Source organism: Limnohabitans sp. TS-CS-82 (assembly GCF_002943475.1).
In genome coordinates this window covers 90,235-114,772 of sequence record NZ_PTQX01000013.1, presented here as the reverse complement: position 1 = coordinate 114,772, position 24,538 = coordinate 90,235, and the positions used below count along the sequence as shown (strand labels likewise).

The 24,538-nt window shown below is 55.6% G+C and carries 24 protein-coding genes; 11 read left to right on the top strand and 13 right to left on the bottom strand.

The genetic code is table 11. The annotated features are described in order from the left end of the window. Positions 1–15: 15 nt before the first annotated feature. The 3 genes from C5F52_RS21950 to argS are packed head-to-tail and all read right to left on the bottom strand — an operon-like array spanning position 16 to position 3,107. Positions 16–672, bottom strand: a complete 657-nt coding sequence (locus C5F52_RS21950) for a thiol:disulfide interchange protein DsbA/DsbL (RefSeq protein ID WP_104800492.1) — start codon at positions 670–672, stop codon at positions 16–18. 18 nt (positions 673–690) lie between these two features. Beyond that, on the bottom strand, positions 691–1,377 hold the full coding sequence (locus tag C5F52_RS21945) for an SPOR domain-containing protein (RefSeq protein WP_104800491.1): 687 nt from the start codon (positions 1,375–1,377) through the stop codon (positions 691–693). Positions 1,378–1,397: 20 nt separating this feature from the next. Further along, positions 1,398–3,107, bottom strand: a complete 1,710-nt coding sequence (argS, locus tag C5F52_RS21940; RefSeq protein WP_104800490.1) for an arginine--tRNA ligase — start codon at positions 3,105–3,107, stop codon at positions 1,398–1,400. A gap of 66 nt (positions 3,108–3,173) precedes the next feature. Here argS and C5F52_RS21935 point away from each other — a divergent pair, with 66 nt between their 5' ends. Both C5F52_RS21935 and C5F52_RS21930 read left to right on the top strand, forming a co-directional pair. After that, positions 3,174–4,214 carry a glycosyltransferase family 2 protein gene (locus C5F52_RS21935; RefSeq protein ID WP_104800489.1) on the top strand — a complete coding sequence of 347 codons (1,041 nt, stop codon included), beginning with the start codon at positions 3,174–3,176 and terminating at the stop codon, positions 4,212–4,214. Between the two features lie 4 nt (positions 4,215–4,218). Continuing rightward, on the top strand, positions 4,219–4,590 hold the full coding sequence (locus C5F52_RS21930) for a GtrA family protein (protein WP_104800488.1): 372 nt from the start codon (positions 4,219–4,221) through the stop codon (positions 4,588–4,590). Here C5F52_RS21930 and C5F52_RS21925 read toward each other — a convergent pair. From C5F52_RS21925 to C5F52_RS21915, 3 genes are read right to left on the bottom strand one after another with little or no spacing between them, the layout of a single operon-like run. Continuing rightward, positions 4,513–6,126 carry a glycosyltransferase family 39 protein gene (locus C5F52_RS21925; protein ID WP_104800487.1) on the bottom strand — a complete coding sequence of 538 codons (1,614 nt, stop codon included), beginning with the start codon at positions 6,124–6,126 and terminating at the stop codon, positions 4,513–4,515. The genes C5F52_RS21930 and C5F52_RS21925 overlap by 78 nt on opposite strands. Before the next feature lie 7 nt (positions 6,127–6,133). Further along, positions 6,134–6,964: a ChbG/HpnK family deacetylase gene (locus tag C5F52_RS21920; RefSeq protein WP_104800486.1), complete on the bottom strand. Its 831-nt coding sequence runs from the start codon at positions 6,962–6,964 to the stop codon at positions 6,134–6,136. Next, positions 6,961–7,902, bottom strand: a complete 942-nt coding sequence (locus C5F52_RS21915; protein ID WP_104800485.1) for a LysR family transcriptional regulator — start codon at positions 7,900–7,902, stop codon at positions 6,961–6,963. The genes C5F52_RS21920 and C5F52_RS21915 overlap by 4 nt, the downstream gene beginning before the upstream one ends. 52 nt (positions 7,903–7,954) lie before the next feature. Between C5F52_RS21915 and C5F52_RS21910 the strand changes: the two genes are divergently transcribed. The 3 genes from C5F52_RS21910 (at position 7,955) to C5F52_RS21900 (ending at position 11,844) form a co-directional block, all read left to right on the top strand. After that, the gene (locus C5F52_RS21910) at positions 7,955–8,983 is read left to right on the top strand and encodes an SLAC1 anion channel family protein (protein WP_161499749.1); all 1,029 of its coding nucleotides are present in this window, start codon (positions 7,955–7,957) and stop codon (positions 8,981–8,983) included. Between the two features lie 131 nt (positions 8,984–9,114). Continuing rightward, on the top strand, positions 9,115–11,334 hold the full coding sequence (locus C5F52_RS21905; protein ID WP_104800483.1) for a malate synthase G: 2,220 nt from the start codon (positions 9,115–9,117) through the stop codon (positions 11,332–11,334). 114 nt (positions 11,335–11,448) lie between these two features. Beyond that, positions 11,449–11,844, top strand: a complete 396-nt coding sequence (locus tag C5F52_RS21900) for a hypothetical protein (protein ID WP_104800482.1) — start codon at positions 11,449–11,451, stop codon at positions 11,842–11,844. A 17-nt stretch (positions 11,845–11,861) separates the two neighbouring features. Here C5F52_RS21900 and C5F52_RS21895 read toward each other — a convergent pair whose 3' ends face one another. Continuing rightward, positions 11,862–13,064, bottom strand: coding sequence for an FAD-binding domain-containing protein (locus C5F52_RS21895; protein WP_104800481.1), 1,203 nt, complete (start codon positions 13,062–13,064; stop codon positions 11,862–11,864). A 47-nt stretch (positions 13,065–13,111) separates the two neighbouring features. On the opposite strand from C5F52_RS21895, the gene C5F52_RS21890 reads away from it, so the two are divergent. The 3 genes from C5F52_RS21890 to C5F52_RS21880 are packed head-to-tail and all read left to right on the top strand — an operon-like array spanning position 13,112 to position 15,583. Further along, on the top strand, positions 13,112–13,336 hold the full coding sequence (locus C5F52_RS21890; protein ID WP_104800480.1) for a cysteine-rich CWC family protein: 225 nt from the start codon (positions 13,112–13,114) through the stop codon (positions 13,334–13,336). Then, complete coding sequence (locus C5F52_RS21885; RefSeq protein ID WP_104800479.1) at positions 13,329–14,789, top strand: MFS transporter; 1,461 nt, start codon at positions 13,329–13,331, stop codon at positions 14,787–14,789. Before C5F52_RS21890 ends, C5F52_RS21885 begins: the two co-directional genes overlap by 8 nt. A gap of 17 nt (positions 14,790–14,806) precedes the next feature. After that, positions 14,807–15,583: a class II glutamine amidotransferase gene (locus C5F52_RS21880; protein ID WP_104800478.1), complete on the top strand. Its 777-nt coding sequence runs from the start codon at positions 14,807–14,809 to the stop codon at positions 15,581–15,583. 16 nt (positions 15,584–15,599) lie between these two features. Here C5F52_RS21880 and gshB read toward each other — a convergent pair whose 3' ends face one another. The 3 genes from gshB to gshA are packed head-to-tail and all read right to left on the bottom strand — an operon-like array spanning position 15,600 to position 19,731. After that, on the bottom strand, positions 15,600–16,550 hold the full coding sequence (gshB, locus tag C5F52_RS21875) for a glutathione synthase (protein ID WP_104800477.1): 951 nt from the start codon (positions 16,548–16,550) through the stop codon (positions 15,600–15,602). A 5-nt stretch (positions 16,551–16,555) separates the two neighbouring features. Then, positions 16,556–18,427, bottom strand: a complete 1,872-nt coding sequence (locus tag C5F52_RS21870; RefSeq protein WP_104800476.1) for a potassium transporter Kup — start codon at positions 18,425–18,427, stop codon at positions 16,556–16,558. A gap of 8 nt (positions 18,428–18,435) precedes the next feature. Then, positions 18,436–19,731 (bottom strand): glutamate--cysteine ligase, encoded by a 1,296-nt coding sequence (gene gshA / locus C5F52_RS21865; RefSeq protein ID WP_104800475.1) that lies wholly within the window; start codon positions 19,729–19,731, stop codon positions 18,436–18,438. Positions 19,732–19,890: 159 nt separating this feature from the next. Here gshA and C5F52_RS21860 point away from each other — a divergent pair, with 159 nt between their 5' ends. The 3 genes from C5F52_RS21860 to C5F52_RS21850 are packed head-to-tail and all read left to right on the top strand — an operon-like array spanning position 19,891 to position 21,609. Beyond that, the gene (locus C5F52_RS21860) at positions 19,891–20,571 is read left to right on the top strand and encodes a CsgG/HfaB family protein (RefSeq protein ID WP_104800474.1); all 681 of its coding nucleotides are present in this window, start codon (positions 19,891–19,893) and stop codon (positions 20,569–20,571) included. A gap of 15 nt (positions 20,572–20,586) precedes the next feature. Next, complete coding sequence (locus C5F52_RS21855) at positions 20,587–20,937, top strand: DUF4810 domain-containing protein (protein ID WP_104800473.1); 351 nt, start codon at positions 20,587–20,589, stop codon at positions 20,935–20,937. A 9-nt stretch (positions 20,938–20,946) separates the two neighbouring features. After that, positions 20,947–21,609, top strand: coding sequence for a DUF799 domain-containing protein (locus C5F52_RS21850; protein ID WP_104800472.1), 663 nt, complete (start codon positions 20,947–20,949; stop codon positions 21,607–21,609). A gap of 57 nt (positions 21,610–21,666) precedes the next feature. Here C5F52_RS21850 and C5F52_RS21845 read toward each other — a convergent pair whose 3' ends face one another. The 3 genes from C5F52_RS21845 to lptE are packed head-to-tail and all read right to left on the bottom strand — an operon-like array spanning position 21,667 to position 24,538. Beyond that, positions 21,667–22,947 carry a glutamate-5-semialdehyde dehydrogenase gene (locus C5F52_RS21845; RefSeq protein ID WP_104800471.1) on the bottom strand — a complete coding sequence of 427 codons (1,281 nt, stop codon included), beginning with the start codon at positions 22,945–22,947 and terminating at the stop codon, positions 21,667–21,669. A gap of 14 nt (positions 22,948–22,961) precedes the next feature. After that, entirely contained in the window at positions 22,962–24,032 is a 1,071-nt protein-coding gene (gene holA, locus C5F52_RS21840; RefSeq protein WP_104800470.1) for a DNA polymerase III subunit delta, read from the bottom strand. A 2-nt stretch (positions 24,033–24,034) separates the two neighbouring features. Further along, complete coding sequence (gene lptE, locus C5F52_RS21835; protein WP_104800469.1) at positions 24,035–24,538, bottom strand: LPS assembly lipoprotein LptE; 504 nt, start codon at positions 24,536–24,538, stop codon at positions 24,035–24,037.

Here is a 24,538-nt window from a genome sequence, read left to right as displayed (position 1 = left end):
CTGACTTGGCAGGCGTTAGCGGCCGCGGCGCACTTCGCCAATCAAATACTCGGCAACCTGCAAGGCACGGTCCATGGTTTGGGTCAATGAGCCGTCTGTGTAAAAACGACCAGCCACGCCTAAAGCGGGCACGCCTTGAACCTTGAACGCCTCTTGCAACTGAGTCGCACGACGTGCCTTGGTGGCCACGCCAAAGCTGTTGAAGGTGTCAAGGAACTTCTTCTCAGGTAAACCATTTTTATTGGCCCAAGCCGCCAATGCGGGTGCTGTATTGAGCTGCTGACGCTCGGTATGAATGGCGTGGAACAACTTGCCGTGCATGGCGTCAACCATGTTGAGCGACTCAAACACGTAGTACGCACGTTGTTGCGCCTCAAAGTCGTCACGGAAACGCACAGGCACACGCACTACCACCACATCTTTGGGCGCCGCCTTGACCCAAGCAGCAAACTGAGGCTCAAAAGAATTGCAGTGCGGGCAGCTGTACCAAAAGAACTCGATCAACTCAATCTTGCCTGCACCCACATCGGTGGGCACACGCTTGTCGAGCGACAAATAGTCAGTACCTTCGACAGGTTTTTTAGCCCCAGGGCCTTGGGCTTGTGCAGCCAAAGGCAAACCAGTCACAGTAGCGGCACTGATGGCAGCCAAAGAAAAATCACGTCGTTTCATAGGTTGACCTCTTGGTGTTTAACGTTGCACCCGCACCATGGCGGAATCAATATGCGCAGCTTCGAGTTTGGCGCGCACGCGTTCGGCTTCGACTTTGTCGAGTGGGCCCACACGCACGCGGTAAACCGTACGACCACCTTGGTCACGCTCGCTGATTTTGGCGTCTAAGCCCAGCAATGCAGTTTTGGCGCGTTGTGCTTGGGCTTCTTCATTGCTGCGGTAAGCACCGGCTTGAACGAAGTAAATGAACGGATCTGCAATGGCTGCTTTAGCCTCAGCGGTGGGTTCAGCAGCTTTGGGCTCAGGCGCTTTGGTTTCTGCGGGCTTGGCCTCAGGTGTTTTCACCTCAGGCTTGGCTTTGGCCTCTGGTTTAGGCTCGGCGGTTTTCGACTTAACCAAATCACCCAAAGGGTCTGCGCTCTTAGGATCGACTTTGACCGCAGCGTCTGGCTTAGGTTCAGTCTTCGGCTCGTCGGTTTTGTCGCCTGACTTGCTGCCCTTCTTGCCGTACAACGGCGCGTTCGGGTCCCAGTCTTTGTTCTTCTCAGCTTCCGCTGCATCTTGGTCGGCAGAGCGCGTTTGGCCTTTGTTCATGAACGGTATGGGCACTTTGGTCACATACACCGCGACGCCCAAGGCCACGGCCAGGCCCACCACCAAACCAATGATGAAGCCCACCAAAGTGCTCCCGCGTTGCTGATTCATGCTCAAAATCTCCGTCGTATTTACATGCTGGCGGGGGCTGACACACCCAACACCGCCAAGCCATTGTGCAGCACCTGCGCAGTGGCAGCCACCAGCGCCAAACGCGCTTTTTTGACCGCTTCGTCGTCCACCAAAATGCGCTCGGCATCGTAGTAGCTGTGGTAACTGGCCGCGAGGTCGCGCAAGTAGAAGGTCACATCGTGTGGCGCAAAGTCGGCCGATGCTGCGCTGAGCATGGCGGGGTACTTGGCCAGTTGCAACATCAGAGCTTGGGCTTGTGGGCTTTCGAGCGCAGACAAGTCCACGTCTTTGAGCGTCGCCACATCGCCGCCATCTTTGTCGACCCATGCGCGCAACACCGAGCAGATGCGGGCATGCGCGTATTGCACGTAGTACACGGGGTTGTCGTTGTTCTTTTGCACGGCCAAGTCCACGTCGAAGGTGTACTCGGTGTCGGGCTTGCGGCTCAGCAAGAAGAAACGCACCGCGTCTTTGTTGGTCCACTCGATCAAATCGCGCAGGGTCACGTAGCTGCCGGCGCGCTTAGAAATTTTCACTTCTTCGCCACCGCGCATCACGCGCACCATGGTGTGCAACACGTAGTCGGGGTAGCCCTCGGGAATGCCCACATTGGCCGCTTGCAAACCTGCGCGAACGCGGGCAATCGTGCCGTGGTGGTCTGTGCCTTGGATGTTGACCACCTTGGCAAAACCACGCTCCCACTTGGTGATGTGGTAGGCCACGTCCGGCACAAAGTAGGTGTACGTGCCGTCTGTCTTTTTCATCACACGGTCTTTGTCGTCGCCGTAGTCGGTGGACTTGAGCCACAACGCGCCGTCTTGCTCGTAGGTTTTACCAGCAGCTTGCAAACGGCTCACCGCATCGGCTACTTTGCCGCTGGTGTACAGACTGCTTTCGAGGTAGTAGTTATCGAACTTGACGTCAAAAGCTTTCAAGTCGAGGTCTTGCTCGTGGCGCAGGTAGGCCACGGCAAATTCGCGCATGCCGTCGACATCGCTCACATCGCCGCTGGCGGTGAATTCGCGGTCGTCGGACTTGACAGTTTTGCCCGCCAAGAAATCGGTGGCGATGTCTTGAATGTAGTCGCCGTTGTAGAACGCTTTGCTCTCTGGGTTCTCGGGGTCCACCGGCCAACTGGCATCGCCAGGCTTGATGCCTTGAGCGCGAAAGTGCGTGCTCTTGGCCAAGGTGTTGATCTGCACGCCCGCGTCGTTGTAATAAAACTCGCGGTAAACGTTGAAGCCTTGGGTGGCAAACAAATTACAAATCGCGTCACCCAGCGCCGCTTGACGGCCGTGGCCCACGTGCAGCGGACCAGTTGGGTTGGCAGACACGAACTCGACCAACACGCGTTGCCCGTTGTCGGGTTGAAAGCCAAAGCAATCTTTGACAGCCAACACCTCGCGCACGATTTGTTGCTTGGCAGCAGGCTTCAAACGGATGTTGATGAAACCGGGGCCTGCAATCTCGATGTCTTGCACCCACTGCTGGTACACGGGGGCGGCCAGCAACGCGTCGCGCAGTTGTTCGCCCAGCTGACGGGGGTTGAGCTTGAGGGGTTTGGCCAGCTGCATCGCAGCGGTGATGGCGAAGTCGCCATGCGCGGCGACCTTGGGCGATTCAAAAGCGGCCTTGTTGCCGGAACCGGGCAACAAACCGTCGAGGGCTTGGCCTAAAGCGGCTAGCAATTCTTGTTTAACTTGGAGCATGGCTAGATTTTACGGGGCGCGCCTGTGCTTAAGGGGATTGGGTGTTTTTTTTGGCATGATCTACCTATGCGCGACGCCCATACCCTCACCCCCATCGACCGTTTCCAATACACCCCCACTTTGTCGTGCGTCATGCCCGCTTACAACGAGGGCAAAAACTTAGGCACGCTGGTGCCTCAAGTGCTGCAAGCTTTGCAAGCACTGGGTTCTCAGGTCGAGATCGTGTTGATCAACGACGGCAGCCGTGATGACACAGCACAGGTGATACAAACCTTGTGTGCAGCGCACCGCGAAGTGGTGGGCATCAACCTGTCGCGCAACTTTGGCAAAGAAGCAGCACTGACGGCAGGCATTGATGCCGCGCGTGGCGAAGTGGTGGTGCTGATGGACTCTGACGGCCAGCACCCTGTGTCGCTGGTGGCCGAGATGGTTCAGCGTTGGCGCGAAGGTTCGGACGTGGTGTACGCGATTCGCCGCACGCGCGACGACCAGTCAGCTTTGCATGCAGGCCTGACGGGCATGTTTTACAAACTCATCAACGCGGGCAACCGCGTGAAGATCCCAGCCCACGCGGGTGACTTCCGCCTCATGGACCGCCGCGTGGTCGAAGCCTTGAAGCAGCTGCCCGAGCGCAACCGTTTCATGAAGGGCTTGTACGCGTGGGTGGGTTTTGCCAGCACCGCCATTGATTACGAACCTTTGCCCCGCGCCGCTGGCGAGAGCAGCTTTGGTTTGCGCGGCTCATTTGCGCTGGCGCTGACCGGGGTGTTGGCGTTCTCGATTGCGCCTCTGCGCGCCCTGACCATCACAGGCTTGATGTTGGCCATGTTGGCCATGGGCTACGGCGCCTGGGTGGTGGCCGAGTATTTCTGGTGGGGGATTGATGTGCCAGGCTACGCCACATTGGTGGTGGGCATGATGTTTTTCAGCGGCATTCAATTGCTGTCGATTGGCGTTCTCGCCGAATATGTGGGCCGCATCTACGAGGAAGTGAAACAGCGCCCCATGTATTTGGTCAGCCAACGCTGGGGCTCGGGCCTAGGCATCGCGCCTGTGAAGCCCGTAGCGCCTGCGGTGATCGACAACGATCCACCACACCCCGTCTAAATCTATGCGTACTGGGTTTTGGTTTTTGGTGGTGGGTGGCTCAGCCGCCGCCGTACACATGGCTGTGTTCATACTGGCATCGCCCTACCTCTGGCCTGAAGTGGCCAATGCCGCAGGATTTTGCGTGGCATTTGTGGTGAGCTTTGCTGGCCACCGCTTTTTGAGCTTCAGCGATGCAGACACCGATCTGTGGCAAAGCTTTCGACGCTTTGCAGCCACAGCGTTGGCCGGCTTTGCCGCCAACGAGCTGATGTTCATCGCGCTGCTGCGCGGGGTGGATTTGCCCGATTGGTTGGCTTTATTGTTTGCCTTGGTGTTTGCATCCGCGCAAACCTTTTTGCTCAGTCGATTCTGGGCTTTCAGACGCAAGGCCTGATCGGAACAAACTCCACGCTTGGCCTGTCGCAACAAGGGTGAAGCCTTCATGCGATTGCGCATTGAGAACGGCTGACGCATTGGGCGCAACCACCCATGCATGCGGCTCTTGTTTCAACGTTTGCAAGCGCGCCATGGGCACCAAGCTACGCGCAGCGCTGGCATCAAAGTCAGCCCCTTCAAACAATTCACGCCGCCAGTTGTCACCTGCCGTTTGGCGCAAGGTGTCCCAGTCTTGAATGACTTCTAAGGGGCGGGTGAGCTGCGCGTAGAAAGGTAAGTCGTATGGGTAATCATCGACTGCGGCCACCACATCCGTCGACTGCGCGGCACATGCCAACACCTCAGCCACATCGCGTGTGCTGCGTTGCTCGGTGTAGCGGCTGGCGCTCGCCTGCGCCACGATGGCCAAGCCCAAATTCACAACCACCAAGGCACCAAACACAAATCGCCCCCAGCTGCGTGGTGCCACATGTTGCTGCCACCACAACGCGGCCAGCACGGCAAGCGCAGGCATGACAGGCAAGGCATAACCAATCAATTTGGAATTGGGAATGGAGAAGAAACCAAGAATGGCAACGATCCAAATCCAACACAGCGCCACCCAACGTGCATCCACATGAGCTGCGCCCACATCATGTGCATCTGAACGTGACATTCGCATGACCGCAGAGCGCAATCGTTGCACCCCGTCTGCAGCCACCACAAACACCCAAGGGAACATCAACACCGTGATGGCCAAGCCATAAAACCACCAAGGCCGGCCGTTGTTGAACGTGGTGGCGGTGTAACGACCAAACTGATGCTTGCCAAACATGTAGGCCAACATGTCTGGGTGTTCGCGTGCTGCCAACACAAACCATGGCAACGCAATGATGGCAAACAACAACAAGCCACTCACCCAAGGCAAGACCAAAATTTTTCGCCATTGCCAGGTGTAAGCAATCCAAACAAAGAGCACCAAACCGGGCAGCAGCAAACCAATCAGTCCTTTGCTCAAGACGCCCAGTGCACACGCCACAAACCCCCAGCGAGCCCAGCCGGCGTGCACGCCGGCGTCGTGCATGAAGGCGCGCGCGAAACACCAAATAGCCACACCCATCCACGTCGCCACCATCATGTCGTGGTTCACGTATTGGCCACCCACGAGAAACGCCAAGCTGCTGCCAAACATCCATGCAGCACGTTGTGCCACCTTGGCACCAGCGATGTGGCGCGTACACACCCACATCAGCCCCAACATCAAACACGCATGCACAGCCACCACCAAGCGCGCAGCCCAAGGCGTAGCGCCCAGCACGCTCATCACAGCGGCTTCCAGCCAATACAGCAGCGGCGGTTTGTGAAAGAACGGAATGCCGTCTAGTCTTGGCGTGAGCCAGTCACCACTCATCGCCATCCAGCGCCCGACTTCGGCGTAGCGCCCCTCATCGGGCAAGGCCAACGGACGAAGCGCAGCCAACACCAGCAAGAACAAGGGCAGCAACACCCAACCCCAAGTACGCCAGCGGGGAGATGCAAAAAATGATGAGGTCATTGGGTGATCAAGCTTCTATGGATTTACCGCTGCCGCGCACCAAGCGCACGCCCGCATCAAACATGTGCTGCACAAAATCGTGGCCAGCAAGGTAAGCAAATTCGCGTTTGCGCGCGTTACCAATCGCGTCATCCGCTTGTGCAGACACTGCAGGGTGGCACATGATGACGGCAGGTTTGTCTTGGGGCAAGTTGACCAACCAGCTTTGCATGTGACGCGCGTAGTCGTCCATGCTGCCGTCAAAACCATACGCGCCCAACAACGGGCCAACCGTGGGCCAGTTCTGCTGCGTCGCCCACTGCTGCAAGCCATGCGCGCCCATGGCTGAAATCACCTTGGCTTTGAGGCCAGGCTGCGCCACTTGCGACACACGCAACCACGGACGCTTCGCTGAATTGCCATATCGGCGCATGAGCACCTCTGCCAAGGCATGTCGAAACACAGCAAACTGTTGCACATGCTGATGGCCATCGATGTGGTCTGGCTCCGCTTGCCAATGCACCTCGAACGCATCGAGCTGACGCTCAATTTCATCTTCAATCAATTTGGGGCTATACAAGCGCAGCGCCGCACGCGCCATGACCGTGCCCAAGCCACTGCCATGCCCAGCGTCCACCGCAAAACTGCTGGTCCAATCCAAATGGACACCCACATCCAAACGCTCGCGCACATCACGCAAGGCCACCACGTCTTCCGCCCAACGGGGTGAGAGGCTCATCACGCTGGTGGCACTCAAGCGACCGAGCACCGCCAAAGCAACGATGCCTTGCGACACTGGCGCATTCAGCGCGTAGTCATCGGCGCACAGGACGACTTCTTTGATTTGATGTTGCGTCATGCAGCAGCACTCCAGTAGTTGGCATGACCGTAGTGGTCTTTGAGAAAGTCAATCCACAAGCGCAAGCGCAGTGGCAAGTGCTTGCGTTGCGAGAACACCGCATAAATGCCATTGGGAGGTGCGGCGAATTCTTCCAGCACCGGCACCAATTGCCCGCTGTTGATTTCTGTTTCCACTTCCCACGTGCTGCGCCATGCAATGCCGTGGCCTGCCAAACACCAGTCGTGCAGAACTTGACCGTCTGAGCAATCCATCGGGCCACTGGGGCGCAGGTGAATCACCTCATGTGTTTGGCCTTCATGGCCTTTGCCATTGACGGGCACGCGAAATGCCCAGCCGCGTGTTTGCGAAGCATCGCTGGAAAGCGTCAAGCATTTGAAACGCATCAAATCACTTGGCACTTTGGGTGCGCCGTAGCGTTTCAAGAATTCAGGCGTGGCCACGCACAAGCGGCGGTTGTCGGCCATGCGCACACTCACCAACGACGAGTCGGGCAAATCGCCCACGCGCACCGCGCAATCAAAACCTTCGGCAGCCAAATCGACCACGCGGTCGCTCAGGTTGAGTGACACCGTCACATCGGGATGCATGCTGTGAAACTTGGGCACCAAAGGCGCGACATGGCGACGACCAAACCCCGCGGGCGCCGTGATGCGCAAGTGCCCGCTGGCTTTGAGGCCGCCCGCACTGACGCTCGCTTCGGCATTGGCCACATCGGCCAGCAAGCGTTGACAGTCTTCGAGGAATGCCGTGCCTTCGTGTGTGAGCGTGATGCGTCGCGTGGTGCGCACCAAGAGCTTGACGCCCAAGTGCGCTTCTAAGCTATCCAAGCGACGCCCCATGATGGCGGGTGCCACGCCCTCGGCTTTGGCCGCAGCGGTCAAGCTGCCCTTCAAGGCTACCGACACAAAAGACTCAAAGGCTTTGAGTTTGTCCATGCACCAATTATCCACGCCGACGGTTTTGAAGCTACAACCTAAAATCCACCGCATGAATACCCAAGCGCCTACGCATCGCCCCAGCCGAATCACCCGCGCGATTGCGCTGTTAGAGCACCTCGCCCCCGCATGGTTTGCCATGGTCATGGGTTGGTGTGGTTTGTCACTCGCTTGGCTGCGTGCCACCGATGTGTTTGGCGACACGGCTCTGGGCTTAGGGTTGGTGGGCTCTCTCTTCGCTCTATTTGTCTTCGTCTTGCTGTGCATTTCATGCGTGGTGCGTTTGACGTTTCACCCCAACGCCGTGGCTGCTGACATGCGCCACCCCGTGCGTCACGCCTTCATGGCCACCCTGCCGTTGTCCATCATGCTGTTGGCTGGCATTGGCGTGTCTTTGTTTTGGAACACCTCACGCACACTGGATACGCTGCTCACATTTGCGTGGGTGTTGGGCTCAGTGTTAGAGCTGGCAGCGTCTGTGTGGGTGATGGCGCGTTGGCTCAACACGCCTGACAACGGTGGTTTGCAATGGGCGGCTTTCACGCCCGTGTTTTTCATTCCCGTCATTGGCAACGTGTTGGCACCGCTCGCGGGCGTGACCATCGGTCTTGAGTCTTGGGCCACTGCTCAGTTTGGCATTGGTCTGTTGTTATGGCCGGTGCTGCAAACCATGCTCCTCATTCGCATGGTGCAAGCCGGCCCACTGGCTGCGCGCCTGAGCCCCAGCATCTTCATCACCATGGTGGCACCATCGATCATCGGTTTGTGTTTCTTGCAATTTGATGCACCGCTGAGCTTGGCGTGGGGCTCATGGGGCATTGGTCTGTTTTTCTTAGCCCTATCGCTCACGCAAATTCACACCATTCTTGAACAGCCTTTTGGTTTGCCACATTGGGCCATGAGCTTTCCGATGGCAGCCTTCACCACACTCAGCTTGCGCATGTCGCAAGAGCCAGGTGGCGCATGGTTAGAGTTGCCCGCCACTTTGTTGTTGGCTGTCACGTCCTTATTAATTTTGGGGTTGACCCTAGGCACGTGGCGCGGCTTGCGTCATGGCCACTTGCTGGTGCCTAACCAGTAAAGCGCGTCCGCCCACACGATTACCACCCTATTTGTCACGACAGCCCAAAAGCTGGCGATGCAATCGACCCAACGCAATCCAATAAGATTCGCCCTGATTCCCGTTTTTGATTTATCCAGAGAGACTTCACCATGAGCCAAGACACCACCAAACGCACTGCTGTGCACAGCTTGCAAGTTGCCACCAACCTGCACAAATTCATCGAGACCAAAGTGTTGCCCGACACCGGCGTGAGCAGCGATAAATTCTGGAAAGGTTTCGACGCCATCGTGAAAGACTTGGCGCCTAAGAATGTCGCCCTGTTGGCCGAACGTGACCGCCTGCAAACCGAGATGGACGCATGGCATAGCGCCAACCCTGGCCCCATCAAAAACATGAAGGCCTATCGCAAGTTCTTGGAAAAAATTGGCTACCTCGTGCCTCAACCCGAGAAGGTCAAAGCCACCACCAAAAACGTCGATGCTGAATTGGCCTTGCAAGCTGGCCCACAACTGGTGGTGCCCGTGCTCAACGCACGTTACGCCTTGAACGCCGCTAATGCACGTTGGGGCTCTTTGTATGACGCTTTGTACGGCACGGACGCTTTGCCAGAAACACACGGCTGCGAAAAAGCCGGCGCATACAACCCCAAGCGCGGCGCAAAGGTTATTCAATACGCACGCTTTGTGCTCGACCGCACCGTGCCATTGAAGAGCGGCTCGCACATCGACTCCACCGGCTACGCCGTGGTGAACGGTGAATTGGTTGTCACGCTCAAAGGTGGCAAGACCACCAAGCTGGCCAAGGCCGCGCAATTCGTGGGCTTCCAAGGCAAGATGTCTGAGCCATCGTCTGTGCTGTTCGTGCACAACGGTTTGCACCTCGACTTGCAAATCAACCGCAACACCGCCATCGGCGCAACTGACCCAGCGGGCGTGAGCGACCTGATTGTGGAAGCGGCTTTGTCCACCATCCTCGACTTGGAAGACTCCGTGGCCGTGGTGGATGCCGACGACAAAGTGGTGGCCTACAGCAACTGGTTGGGCATCGTCAAAGGCACGTTGACTGAGACTGTTGAAAAAGGCGGCAAGACCTTCACACGTGGTTTGAATGCAGACCGCGAATACAAAGGCAAAGACGGCCAGCCCGTCAAATTGCACGGCCGTTCATTGCTGTTCCTCCGTAACGTGGGCCACTTGATGACCAACCCCGCCATTCTTTACAAAGGCAAAGACGGCGCGATGCACGAAATCCCAGAGGGCATCTTGGACGCTGTGGTCACCACCACCATCGCTTTGCACGACCTGCAAGGCCACGGCAAAAAAGGCATTCGCAACTCGCGCACAGGCTCTGTGTACATCGTCAAACCCAAAATGCACGGCCCCACCGAAGTGGCGTTTGCTTGCGAATTGTTTGGCCGCGTCGAGAAGGTTTTGGGCTTGGCTGACAGCACCGTCAAGCTGGGCATCATGGACGAAGAGCGTCGCACCAGCGTGAACTTGAAAGCCTGTATCGCCGCAGCGGCCAGCCGCGTGGCGTTCATCAACACCGGCTTCTTGGACCGTACTGGCGACGAGATGCACACCGCCATGCAAGCCGGCCCCATGTTGCGCAAAGGCGATATGAAAACCAGCGCATGGATTCAAGCCTACGAAAAGAACAACGTGTTGGCTGGTTTGTCATGCGGCTTGCGCGGCAAAGCGCAAATCGGCAAAGGCATGTGGGCCATGCCCGACCTGATGGCAGAGATGCTGAAACAAAAAATTGGTCACCCCAAAGCAGGCGCCAACACCGCATGGGTGCCAAGCCCAACTGCTGCTGTGTTGCACGCCATGCACTACCACCAAGTCAAAGTGGTGGACGTGCAAAAAGAGTTGGAAAAGGTCAACTACAACAAGGTGCGTGACAGCCTCTTGAACGACTTGCTGCAAGTGCCTGTGACAGCCAACCCCAACTGGAAGCCTGCTGAGAAGCAACAAGAGTTGGACAACAACGTGCAAGGCATCTTGGGCTACGTGGTGCGCTGGGTGGACCAAGGCGTGGGCTGCTCCAAAGTCCCAGACATCCACAACGTCGGCCTGATGGAAGACCGCGCCACGCTGCGTATTTCTAGCCAACACATCGCCAACTGGTTGCACCACGGTGTGGTGACACCGGCTGAAGTGAAAGACACCTTCAAGCGTATGGCTTCGGTGGTGGACAAGCAAAACGCAGGCGACAAGGCTTACCAAAAAATGGCTGGCCGCTTTGCCAAAGCGCCCGCTTACCAAGCTGCCCTCGACTTGGTGTTCAAAGGCAAAGAGCAGCCTAGCGGCTACACCGAGCCATTGCTGCACGCATGGCGCTTGAAGGTGAAAGCAGGAACGGTTTAATCAAAACCAGCACAGCTGATAACGTCTCACAACAAAGCGGCTTCTTCGGAAGCCGCTTTTGTTTGTTAGGACCACTATGATTCAGCACATTGAACTTATTTTGAAAGCCCACACATGACCAACAACTTCATCAGCACGCTAATTCGCTTTGCGCTGCGCACCGTCATTGGCTTGGTGTTGACTGTCGTCATCGGTCTGGGCTTGTATTTGGTATTCGCTTACCACTTCACCTACTCCAAAGGTGAGAGCGTGGGCTTTGTGCAAAAGCTTTCCTACAAAGGTTGGGTCTGCAAGACATGGGAAGGCGAGCAAATTCGCGCTTTGGCAACATTGCCCGCTATTCCAGAAAAATTTGCATTCACCGTCCGTGACGATGCAGTGGCTGACCAGATCAACAAACAGATTGGTCAAAAAGTAGTGGTGGAATACGAACAACACAAAGGCCTACCCGGCTGCTTTGGCGAGACGGAATACTTCATCACCAAGGTCACGCCCGCGCCTGGCGAGTAAGCCGCTTCAATGCAGGTTTAAGGCGCTGGTGTTCGCGTCGGCAGCGGGTACACCAGTTGCTGCAAATGGCGCACGTTTTTGTTCACCTGCACCCACCATTTGCTGAACGAGTCCATGGGTTTGTCGAGTTGACGAAACAAACGCGGCGCTGGCCGCATTTGCACCTTGCTCTCAGCAAGGTCTGGCAAACACAAATGCGCCACGGTTTGCACACTTTGCGCATGGGCCAAGGCTTGCAACACTTCCTCCGCCGACGCAAACCAACGGTGCGGCGTGAGTGCCGCCATGCGTTCACCCACAAAGTTCCAGCGCAAGGCATTCCACGGATGCGCTTGCGTGTGCTCTGCAAATGCCACGGCCACGCACACCACGTCCGCCGGTAAATCTTTTGGCACATCGGCCAGCGCCCAAAGATGCACCAGCCACACATGTTTACCCGCCACATCGCTGGCCACAGCTTGTGTAAAGCCGAGTTCTGCAGGCGGCTCGGCGAACACCTGGGGCTCATCCCAGGCCAATTCGTTTTTACGAACTTGCGCCACCGTAGCAGCGCTGTTGGCCAAGATGTCCATCAACTCGTAGCTCACATCAATCGATGTGCCACGGCTGTGCCAAATTTCAGGTGCAAATTTTTCAACGGTATCGGCGTTGAACAAATAAGGTTTGCTGCTGCCGGTTGCCGCCACCCATTGCCAGCTGAGGTAGTTGCTGGCCAAGTCACCGTCCAGCAAATGGCTGTACATCCAATCTGCTGCGACACGCCAATGCACCTTGCGCAAGTGCACGATGTAGCTGGCCACCCACAAGCGTGCATGGTTGTGCAAATAGCCCGTGGTGTAGAGCATGCGAATCGCGTTGTCGATGACGGGCACACGGGTGCACGCGTGGCGCACGTCTTCGGGCAACTCGGTGCTGTACTCAGCTTCAGGCAATACGCCTTCACGCAACGACTGCGCAATGCCATCGCCCAAATGGTGGTGCACGTGTTGAAAGTACTCGCGCCAACCCAGCTCGTAAATCAGCTTGTGTTGCACGCCCACGCGGTACTGGTGGTACATGGCGCTGGCCACATCGGGCACGCTTAAAAATCCATGCGTGAGGTACGGCGACAAATGCGTGACTGCACCATCCAAGGCGTTGCGTGTGTGCGCATAGTCTTTGGGGCTGACGTGGTCAAGCCGCAACTGGGCGGCTTCTGGCGTGGGCGGAAATTCGTACATAAGATTTTTTGCGATTGTGCCTTGTTCGCTTCGCTACACTTTAGGTCATGCCCAGCCAAATGCCCGCCCCCATTGACGCTTGCGCTTGTCCCTTGTGCGGCAAGCCAAACCAATGTGCGATGGAAGTCGCCAAAACCAGCGGGCAACCCGTGGCTAAGTGCTGGTGTGTCAACGTGTCTTTTCCGCCCGAGTTGCTGGCAAAGGTCCCCGTTGCATCCCAACGCAAGGCTTGTATTTGCCAAGCCTGCGCCACGAAAGACGCACATGGCTGAACGCGGCTCACTGGCCGATTTGCAAAGCCGCTACGGCACACGCCACCGCTGGCTGATGCTGACCACGGTGATGATTGGCTCGATGGCCGCCATCATGTCGTCCACCATCATGAACGTCGGCATTCCCGACATGAGCATGCAGTTCGGTATTGGCCAAGAATCGGCGCAATGGGTGAGCTCGAGCTTCATGGTGGCGATGACCGTGTCCATGCTCACCACGCCTTGGCTGTTGGCGCGATTTGGCTACCGCACCACCTACATGGGTTGCATGTGGGTGCTGCTCATCGCTGGCATTGCAGGCGGACTCTCGACGGACTACAACTGGGTGCTGGCCGCGCGTGTGATTGAAGGCTTGGCGGCTGGCGTGGTGCAACCCATTCCCGCGATCATCATCTTGCGGGCGTTTGACACGTCTGAACAAGGCCGTGCCAACAGCTTCTTTGGCATGGGCGTGGTGCTGGCACCGGCGCTCGGCCCCAGCATCGGCGGCTTGTTGGTGGACTGGATGAGCTGGCGCGCGCTGTTCTTCATGGTGGTGCCGTTTTGCACAATTTCGATGTGGATGGCCATGCGCTATGTCCCCACCACGGCACCTGGCGGCGTGAGCGCCAACCACGGCAAACCCTCGCTCGATTTAGGCGGCCTCGCACTCGCCACAGTGGGCACCTTGTGCTTGCTCAATGGCTTGGTGATGTTGCACAGCGGCAATGTGACGGCCGCTCTCAGCTTGATGGGTGCTGCGGCGTTGTGCACCGTGGGTTTTGTGGTGTGGCAACGTGTGCAAACTCAAAACGATGGCAAGCCGCTGATGAACTTGGCATTGTTTGCGCATCGCCCATTTGCCATGGGCACCACCGTGGCCTTCATCTACGGCATTGCAATGTTTGGCTCCACCTATTTGCTGCCTTTGTATTTGCAGCTGGGTTTGGGTTTATCGCCTAGCTATGTGGGCACCTTGCTGCTGCCTTCGGGTTTGTTGTTGGCCCTCACGATTGCCGTTGTGGGTCGCTACTCCAGCACGCACCCCACGCACTTGATGGTGAGTTTTGGTTTGGTGTTGTTGGCACTTTCATTCGCACTGATGCTGACCGTGAATTTGCAAACTGGTTTGTGGGTGCTGGTGGTGTTCGCGATTTTGGGTCGCGTGGGCTTGGGCTTTATCTTGCCATCGCTCAACATCGGCGCCATGCGTGGCATGGACGGCAGCTTGATTCCTCAAGGTGCCAGCGTCATCAATTTTTTACGCATGTTGGGCGGCGCTGCCGGCGTGAGCTTGTGCGGTATTTTGTTGGAGTGGCGATTGGCTGTGCACGGTGATTCGCTCACCAACGCCAAGACATCGGCCATGCGCTTGGCGGCTTTTGACGAAGTGTTTTTGATGCTCGCCTTGGTTTGCATGTTGGCACTCTTAGCGGCGTGGCGCATTCGCCAACCCAACCAAGACACCCATTGATTTTGAATTGAAACGCCATGTGCCAACTGCTCGGACTCAACTGCAAAAACCCCACCGATGCGACGTTTAGTTTCAGCGGCTTTGCCCAACGCGCAGGTGTGACTGACCACCATGCCGATGGCTGGGGCATCGCTTTTTTTGAAGGCTCAGAACAAGACCGCGGTTTACGCCACTTCATCGATCACCTGCCCGCCAGCACCTCACCCGTAGCTGAGCTGATTCGCAAGTACCCCATCAAAAGCCGCAATGTCATTTCGCACATCCGCAAGGCCACACAAGGTGTGGTGTCGCTGGAGAACTGCCACCCCTTTGTGCGTGAACTATGGGGGCGCTATTGGGTGTTTGCGCACAACGGCAATTTAGAAAACTACGCACCGCGTTTGCACGGCAGCTTCAAACCTGTGGGGCACACCGACAGCGAACGCGCGTTTTGCTGGTTGATGCAAGAGATGGCCAAATCACACGCGAATGTGCCGTCGATTGACGAACTCACACTGACCTTGAAAGAGCTGGTGCCGCAAATTGCGAAGCACGGCACGTTCAATTTTTTGTTATCAAACGGCCAAGCACTGTGGGCACATGCCTCCACCAATCTTTGCTACATCGAGCGCAAGCACCCATTTGCAACAGCCACCTTGAGCGACCAAGACATGAGCATCAATTTTGCGGAGCACGCGTCTGCGGATGACCGTGTGGCTGTCGTTGTCACTGCGCCTTTGACAACTAACGAGGTTTGGACACCGTTTGCACCGGGGGAGTTGAAGGTGTTTGTGGATGGGCAGGTACGAAGCTGACTGCTGTGCAACTGGCTTACTTTTTTGCTGCGGCCTCAAGCGCGTCGATGAACATCGCAGCGACATCAAAACCCGTTTGGTCAAAGATCTCTTGAAAGCACGTAGGGCTGGTCACGTTGACTTCGGTGAGACAGTCACCAATCACATCCAAACCCACTAGCAACAAGCCACGTTTGGCAAGGATGGGGCCAAGGGCTTCAGCGATTTCTTGGTCGCGTGCTGAGATGGCTTGTGCCACGCCTTTGCCACCTGCAGCCAAGTTGCCACGCACTTCGCCGCCTTGCGGGATACGGGCCAAACAATAGGGCACAACCTTGCCGCCGATGACAAGCACGCGCTTGTCGCCTTTATCGATAGCGGAAATGAATTTTTGCACCATGACGGTCTGTGCACCGTCACGGTTGAGAGTTTCGGTGATGGCACCTAGGTTCAAGCCATCGTCCTTCACACGGAAAATACCCATGCCACCCATGCCATCGAGTGGCTTGAGAATGATGTCGCGATGTTCTGCATGAAAAGCACGAATGGCATCGGCACTGCGTGTCACCAGCGTGGGGCTGATGAACTGCTCGAACTCCAGAATGGCCAACTTTTCTGGATGGTCGCGCAAAGCCGCAGGCTTGTTGAACACCTTGGCACCTTCGCGCTCGGCTTGCTCTAGCAAGTGCGTGGCGTAAAAGTATTCGCTGTCAAAAGGCGGGTCTTTTCGCATGACGATGGCGTCGGCACTTTTGAGTGCGTAATGCTCGTCCACGCTTTGCACTTCAAACCAATCATCAGCATTGCTCGTCAAACGCACCAGCTGCACGCGTGCCGACACTTGCTGGCCGCTTTGCCACACGATGTCTTGCGGCTCGCAGGCCAGCACTTGGTGGCCGCGAAGCTGCGCCTCACGCATCATCGCAAACGTGGTGTCCTTGTAAATTTTGAAGGACGACAACGGGTCTGCGACGAAAAGGATGTGCATGGGTTTTAGATTTCGATTTTGCTGCCCAGCTCCACCACGGAGTTGCTAGGCAAGTTCAAGAAGTCGGCAGCGGAGCTGGCATTGAGGTGCATTTGTGCAAACAGTTTTTCACGCCAAGCCGACATGCCGCTGCCCACGGTGGGCACGATGCTGTCACGCGACAAGAAGTAGCTGGTGGTCATGGGGCTGACTTCACAGCCCATGCCGTTGAGATGACTCAAAGCGCCTGGCACATCAGGATCATCTTTGAAGCCATAGTGAATCACCACCTGCCAACATTCGTTGCCAATCGCTGTAATTTCAAGGCGCTCTTTTTCTTCAATCCAAGGCACTTCATGGTTTTGCACGTTCACAAACAAGTTTTGTTTGTGCAGCACTTTGTTGTGCTTCAAGTTATGCAGCATGGCGTTAGGCACCGCGCCTTTGCCTGAGGTCAAGAACACCGCCGTGCCCTCCACGCGTGTGGGAGGTGACAAAAACACGGCCTCTAAGAAGCTCGTCAAATCCAATGCATCTTCTTTGCGTTTCTCGTAAAGAATGCCGCGGCCGTCACGCCATGTGAGCATGAGCATCATGATGACGGATGCGATCAACAAGGGGAACCAACCGCCGTCAAATAACTTCAACAAGTTAGATGCCCAAAAAGCCAAATCCACCACAAAGAAAAAGCCTGTGGCAGCTAAACACCACCAGAAGGGGTATTTCCAACCGTAGTGAATCACAAAGAAGGTCAACACAGTGGTGATGAGCATGTCTGTACACACCGCAATGCCGTAGGCCGCTGCCAAATTGCTGGACGACTTGAACATCATCACTGCCAACACGATGACAGCAAATAAGCCCCAGTTCACGAACGGGATATAAATTTGCCCCGTGTCTTTGACGCTGGTGTGGAGGACTTGCAAGCGTGGCAAAAATCCCATTTGCACCACTTGTTTGGTCACACTGAACGCGCCAGAAATCAAAGCCTGTGAAGCAATCACCGTCGCCGCCGTCGCCAACCCGACCAGAGGCACGAGCAACCAATCAGGTGCCATATTGAAGAAGGGGTTGGCCACCGCCGTAGGATCGCTCAACAACAAAGCACCTTGGCCAAAATAGTTCAGCGTTAACGCCGGCATCACGACGAAGAACCAGGCGATGCGAATGGGCTTCTTTCCAAAATGCCCCATGTCGGCATACAAAGCCTCGCCACCCGTCACACACAACACCACCGCACCCAAAATCAGGAAAGTGATGCTGGGCTCGTTGACCATGAACATCACAGCGTAGTGTGGGCTGATCGCCCACAAAATTTCTGGATGCGAGGCGATGTGATACACCCCCAAAGCAGAAATAGCGGCAAACCACACGACTGTGATCGGGCCGAAGAATTTACCGATGCCACTGGTGCCTCGCTTTTGCACGGCGAAGAGGCCAAACAAAATGATGATCGTGATTGGAATCACATACTTCTTAAAAGCGGGTGACACCACCTCCAAACCTTCGACCGCGGACAGCACCGAAATGGCGGGCGTGATCACACCGTCACCATAAAACAAACAGGTGCCGAAGATACCCACGATCAACATGCGCTGACGCAACACGGGTCGGTCTTTCACGGCCATTGAAGCCAAGGCCAGCATGGCCACCAAACCACCTTCACCGTGGTTGTCCGCACGCAGCACCAAGGCCACATACTTGATAGACACGATGACAGTCAGCGTCCAAAAGAAGATAGACAAAATGCCGTAGATGTTGTCGGGCGTGAACTCCACGTGCCCAGAACCAAACACTTCTTTCATCGCATACAGCACGCTGGTGCCAATGTCGCCATAAACGACGCCAATCGCGCCCAAGGTGAGCGCCGCGAGCGACGATTTACCGTGTTGATCCATGACTAACCTCAGTCGTAAATTTCTGCTTCGGGATCGGTGGCTTCGAGCTCATAGCTCGCAGCCAACATGGCCAAACGACCAATGACGCCATACATGTAAAAGCGGTTGGGGGTGCTCGCACCGGGCTTCATGCCAGGCTGCGGTGTGTGCGCGCTTTGCTCGAAAGCCAGCGGTACAAAGCTCGCACCGGGTGCGTTCAAGTTTTCGTCCACGCCACGGTCAGCATGCACGCGGTAGAAGCCGCCCACCACATAGCGGTCCATCATGTAGACCACAGGTTCAGCCACCGCATCGTTCAAGCGCTCGTGCGTGAGCACGCCTTCTTGGATGATGACTTGGCTCACCTCTTGACCGTCTTTGACCACGCTCATTTTGTTGCGTGTTTTGCGGTTGAGTGCATCGAGGTCTTTGACATCGCGCACGGTCATGATGCCCATGCCGTAAGTGCCGTTGTCGGCTTTGACGATGACGAATGGTTTTTCGTTGATGCCGTACTCTTTGTATTTGCGCTTGATCTTGGTGAGCAAGGCGTCCACATTGGTTTGCAAGCACTCCATGCCTGTGCCTTCGGCAAAGTTCACTTCGCCGCACTGGTTGAACATGGGGTTAATCAACCATGGGTCAATGCCCAGCAGCTTGCCAAAACGCTTGGCCACTTCTTCGTAGCACTCAAAGTGTTTGCTCTTTCGGCGCACGCTCCAACCCGCATGCAATGGTGGCAGTAGATGTTGCTCGTGCAAGTCTTCCAAGATGCCGGGAATGCCAGCGCTCAAATCGTTGTTGAGCAAGATGGTGCAAGGGTCGAAATCTTTGAGCCCCAAGCGGTGCTTGCCACGAATCACTGGCTCCAACGTGACGCTGTCGCCATTGGGCAAATTAATGGTGGTGTTCTCTTTGATCTCGGGATTGATCGATCCCACGCGCACATTCAACCCTGCCATGTGGAAGATGCGCTGCAGCTGCGCCACGTTCGACAAGTAAAAGGTGTTGCGTGTGTGGTTCTCTGGAATCAACAACAGGTTGCGAGCCTCGGGGCAGATTTTTTCAATCGCAGCCATGGCGGCTTGCACCGCGAGGGGCAGCATCTCAGGCGTGAGGTTGTTCCAGCCGCCTGGGTAGAGGTTGGTGTCTACCGGTGCAAGCTTGAAACCTGCGTTGCGAATATCAACCGAGGTATAGAACGGAGGCGTGTGCTCCATCCATTCCAAACGAAACCAGCGCTCGATGGCGGGCATGGAATCGAGGATGCGTTGTTCAAGTTCGTTGATGGGGCCGTTGAGGGCGGTGATGAGGTGAGGAACCATGGTGTCCTTGGGAGGTGGAGGCTAATTCTAGGCCTTCACCGCAGGCAAATAAGTTGCCTTTGTTTAGAGGACTCAAACGGTTAATTACGCCTTCTTTATATTTAATTAATAGTAATAGTTTTATACTTATTGGCTTTTAAATAATTCAAAGGTATTCAAATGAGTTGCTTTTCACGGGTTTCATTGCTCGCCGTCTTTTGTGCTTTTTCACTGTTCATAGCGGGCTGCGCCACAGAAACATCACAGACGGTCACCCCCCAACAAGTCACCGCCGCAAAAACCAGCTACAGCGGCACTAGAAGTACGGTTGCGGTTGGCAAGTTTGACAACCGATCTAGCTTCATGCGCGGTCTGTTTTCAGACGGCGTCGACCGTTTGGGCGGTCAAGCCAAAACCATTTTGATCACGCACATGCAACAAGCCAACCGATTCAAAGTGGTTGACCGCGACAACATGGGCGAAATCAGCCAAGAAGCCAAGTTCAAAGGTAAAACACAAAAAATCAGCGGTGCTGATTTTGTGATCACGGGCGACGTGACCGAATTTGGTCGCAAAGAAGTGGGTGACCAACAGCTATTCGGTATTTTGGGGCGCGGCAAAACACAAATTGCCTACTCAAAAGTGAGTCTGAACGTGGTTGATGCAGTGACTTCTGAAGTGATTTTTTCGGTCCAAGGTGCTGGCGAATACGCCCTGTCAAACCGGGAAGTCATCGGCTTTGGCGGCACGGCCAGCTACGACTCCACACTGAACGGCAAAGTACTCGATTTGGCTATTCGTGAAGCGGTCAATCGCTTGGTCGAAGGTGTTGAATCCGGTCAATGGAAACCTGCTCAGTAATCGGAGGTAATCCAAATGCGTATTCAAAACACCCTATGTGCACTGCTGCTGTTTACCCTTGTGGGCTGCGCAGCGCCTAAACAATCGCTTTATCAATGGGGCGACTACGAAAGCCAAGTTTATTCACTCTACAACGACCCAGGCAAATCGCCCATCGAAGCACAGATTGAAAAGCTAGAAGCAGATTATCAAAAAGCTCGCAGCACAAACAAAGCCGTGCCACCAGGCTTTCATGCGCATTTGGGCTACTTGTATTTCCAAACCGGCAAAGGTGACCAAGCTGTTCAGTCCTTTCAAACTGAAAAAACTTTGTTTCCAGAGTCAGCGGTTTACATGGATCGCATCTTGGCCAAAGTAAAAAAGTAAAGGATTGGTATGTCACGTTATTTGAAACTCTTGGCTCTGTTGGCGACTGTGTTGATCTTCACAGGTTGTGCAACAAAACAGGCGGATGTGGATTACTCAGCATTTCGTCAGCACCAGCCCAAGTCCATCTTGGTCTTACCGCCCCTGAACAACACATCCGACTTACGCGCCACCTACAGTGTGATGTCTTCGACCACATTGCCATTGGCCGAGGCGGGTTATTACGTTTTTCCTGTGGCCTTGGTCGATCAAACCTTCAAAGAAAACGGTTTGCAAAACCCAGGCGAAATGCACCAAGCATCGCCCAAAAAGCTGAATGAAATTTTTGGTGCGGATGCAGCGCTTTACATCACCATCACCAACTACGGCGCATCAAGTGCACTCTTGGGTGGTGATGTCGTGGTCACTGCGCAAGCCTCATTAATCGATACGCGCACCGGAACCGCACTATGGGAAGGTAAGGCAAGCGCATCAGATGCGGAGGGTAAGCAAAACCAAAACGGCTTAGTCGGCTTGCTTATTCAAGGCATCATCAATCAGATTGCTAATTCTGTAAGCGATCCTGGGTATCGCATTGGACGCATTACCAACCATCGCCTGTTAAGTACAGGAAACCGAGGGCTGTTACCAGGTCCGCGATCTCCCAAATTTGAGCAAGCGCAAGGTCAATAAATCTAAAAAGCCCCTAGGCATTTACCTCGGGGCTTTTTAGTTGGCAGCGCAGCTGCATCAAACGCGAATTTCGCCCTGACCCAGCACCACGTATTTCAGCGAGGTCAGGCCTTCGATGCCCACAGGGCCACGCGCATGGAATTTGTCGGTGGAAATGCCTATTTCAGCACCCAAACCATATTCAAAACCATCTGCAAAGCGGGTGCTGGCATTGACCATCACGCTAGATGAATCTACCTCGCGCAAAAAGCGTTGGGCGTGCATGTGGTCACGCGTGAGGATGGATTCTGTGTGGTGGCTGGAATAGTGGTTGATGTGCGCAATCGCCGCGTCCAAACCTTCTACCACTTTGATGCTGATGATGGGGCCCAAATACTCTTCAAACCAATCTTGCTCAGTCGCGTCTTTAAGGTTGGCACCTTTGACTTGCGTGAGGATGGCTTTGGCCACTGGACAGCAACGCATCTCCACGCCTTTGGCAGCATAGATCGCGCCAATCTTGGGCAAAAACTCCGCTGCCACACCACGCGCCACCAGCAAGCTTTCGCTGGCGTTGCAAGGGCTGTACTTTTGGGTCTTGGCGTTGTCCGCCACGGTCACCGCCATGGCCATGTCGCAAGGATCGTCCACATAGGTGTGGCAGTTGCCGTCCAGGTGTTTGATGACGGGTACTTTGGCCTCACGGCTGATGCGCTCAATCAAGCCCTTGCCGCCGCGCGGAATGATGACGTCCACAAACTCAGGCATGGCAATGAGGTGACCCACAGCTTCGCGGTCGGTGGTTTGCACCAGTTGCACAGCGTCTGTGGGCAAGCCGCTTTCGATCAAGGCTTGCTGCACCAACTTGGCCAAGGCTTTATTAGAGTCAATCGCCTCTGAACCGCCGCGCAAGATGCAAGCATTGCCACTCTTGATAGAGAGCGATGCAGCTTCAATCGTCACGTTGGGACGGCTTTCGAAAATCATGCCGAACACACCTAGTGGCACGCGCATTTGACCCACGCGAATACCGCTGGGCTGCTGCTTCATGCCAATGATTTCACCAATCACATCAGGCATGGTCGCGAGTTGTTCGCAGCCTTGTGCGCAGGTTTCCAATACTTTGGGCGTGAGCTTCAAGCGGTCCACCATGGGGGCATCGAGGCCTGCAGCGATGGCACGCTCAATGTCTTTCGCGTTGTCAATTTGCAAGGCGTCAATGTTTTCGCGCAGCAAAGCAGCGAGCTTGCGCAGAGCGGCGCTTTTGACCGCTGCAGAGGCTTTGGCCATTTGCGCAGACGCGGCTTTGGCTTGTGCGCCCAGCGCGTGCATGTGATCGGCAACATTGAGAGTCGTCATGTGTATCTTCCTAATTAAGCGTTGCGCGGCATACAAGCGCGGCACAAACGCATGGCCAAACGGTGCAGGGCCTGCCAGTTATCAGCAGGCCATTCTGGCGTTTTCAAACCTTTGACAATGCCGTCGACCTGATGGGCCGACTGCAACAATTTTTCAAGCATGCCCACACTCAAGCGCGGCAACACGCGTTCAAACAAACGCTCACGCGGACCCCAAATGCGCTGCTCGCGCAGAGCCATAGGCAAAGCCTTACCCGAAGCCACAGCATCTTTGACGCGCTTCAAGGCACGGATTTCTTCGGCCAGCGTGTAGTGCACCAACACCTCGGCCTCACCCTCGGCCTTCAAGCCATCGAGCATGCGTTGCACGCGCAGGGGCTGACCACTGAGCACGGCCTCTGAGAGTTTGAACACGTCGTAACGCGCCACGTTCAACACGGCACGTTCGACTTGCTCAAAGCTCAATTCACCTTCTGGGTACAAGAGGGCGAGCTTTTGAATTTCCTGGTGCGCGGCCAACAGGTTGCCTTCCACACGATCGGCGAAAAACTGCAAGGTGTGTTGACCCGCTTCGCCAGAGGCTACACGTTGTTGTTGCGCGCCCAAGCGCTGTGCAATCCACGTGGGCAAAGCGTGGCGCTCAACGGGGTCGACCTGCACGCTGATGCCGTTGTTCTCTAAGGCGCTGAACCAAGCCGAACTCTTCGTGGCTTTGTCCAGACGGGGCAATAGCACGACGGTGAGGGTGCTGTCATTGCCCACGGCCAGTTCAGCAATTTGCTGCAAGGCTGTGCTGCCTTCTTTGCCGGGCTTGCCCGAGGGAATGCGGATTTCAATGAGCTGTTTGTCTGCAAACAAACTCATAGAACCACCTGCGGCCAGCACTTCGCCCCAATCAAAATGTGCACCTGCCACGGTGTACACACTGCGCTCGGTGTAACCCTGCGCGCGTGCGGTGTTACGCAACGCATCGAGCGCCTCTTGTTGCAGCAGCGGCTCATCCCCGTGAAAGGTGTAGAGGCTACGCAAGCCTTTGCTCGCCTGCGCTTGCAGGTGATTGGCAAATTGAGCGCTAGCGACTTGCATGCTCAGAGTTGGCGCACGGCGGCCAAGCGACGTTGAATTTGAAGCACCAAGTCGTTTTCCATGTCACGGTAAAGCAAAGCCTCTTCCGACTCTTTTGACAAAGCGCCAGTTTCATTGAAGTTGATGTCACGCGTGAGCATGATTTCTGTATCGGGAATCAACTCTGTGCCATTGCGGCTGCGCAGTCGAAAGCGATAGCGATAGCGCAATTGAAATTCACGAATGGCACCTGTTGAGGTGCGCCCCACCACCACCTTCTCACGCAACTCAAACAACTGATCAAAGATGACCTGTGCGCGCTCAATTTGACGCGCATCATTGATCACTTCGACTTGACCCGAAGACTCCAAACTGCGCTTGAGCTTGGCACCAAAAGGTGAGACCACAGGGATAGAGCTGTACAAGGTGTTGAACGCGTAATTGGGCGCTTTGCGCAACTCAAAACCACACCCGACCAACCCCGTGGCGAGCAAGGAGGACATCAGCAATGAGCGGCGCGTAGTCAT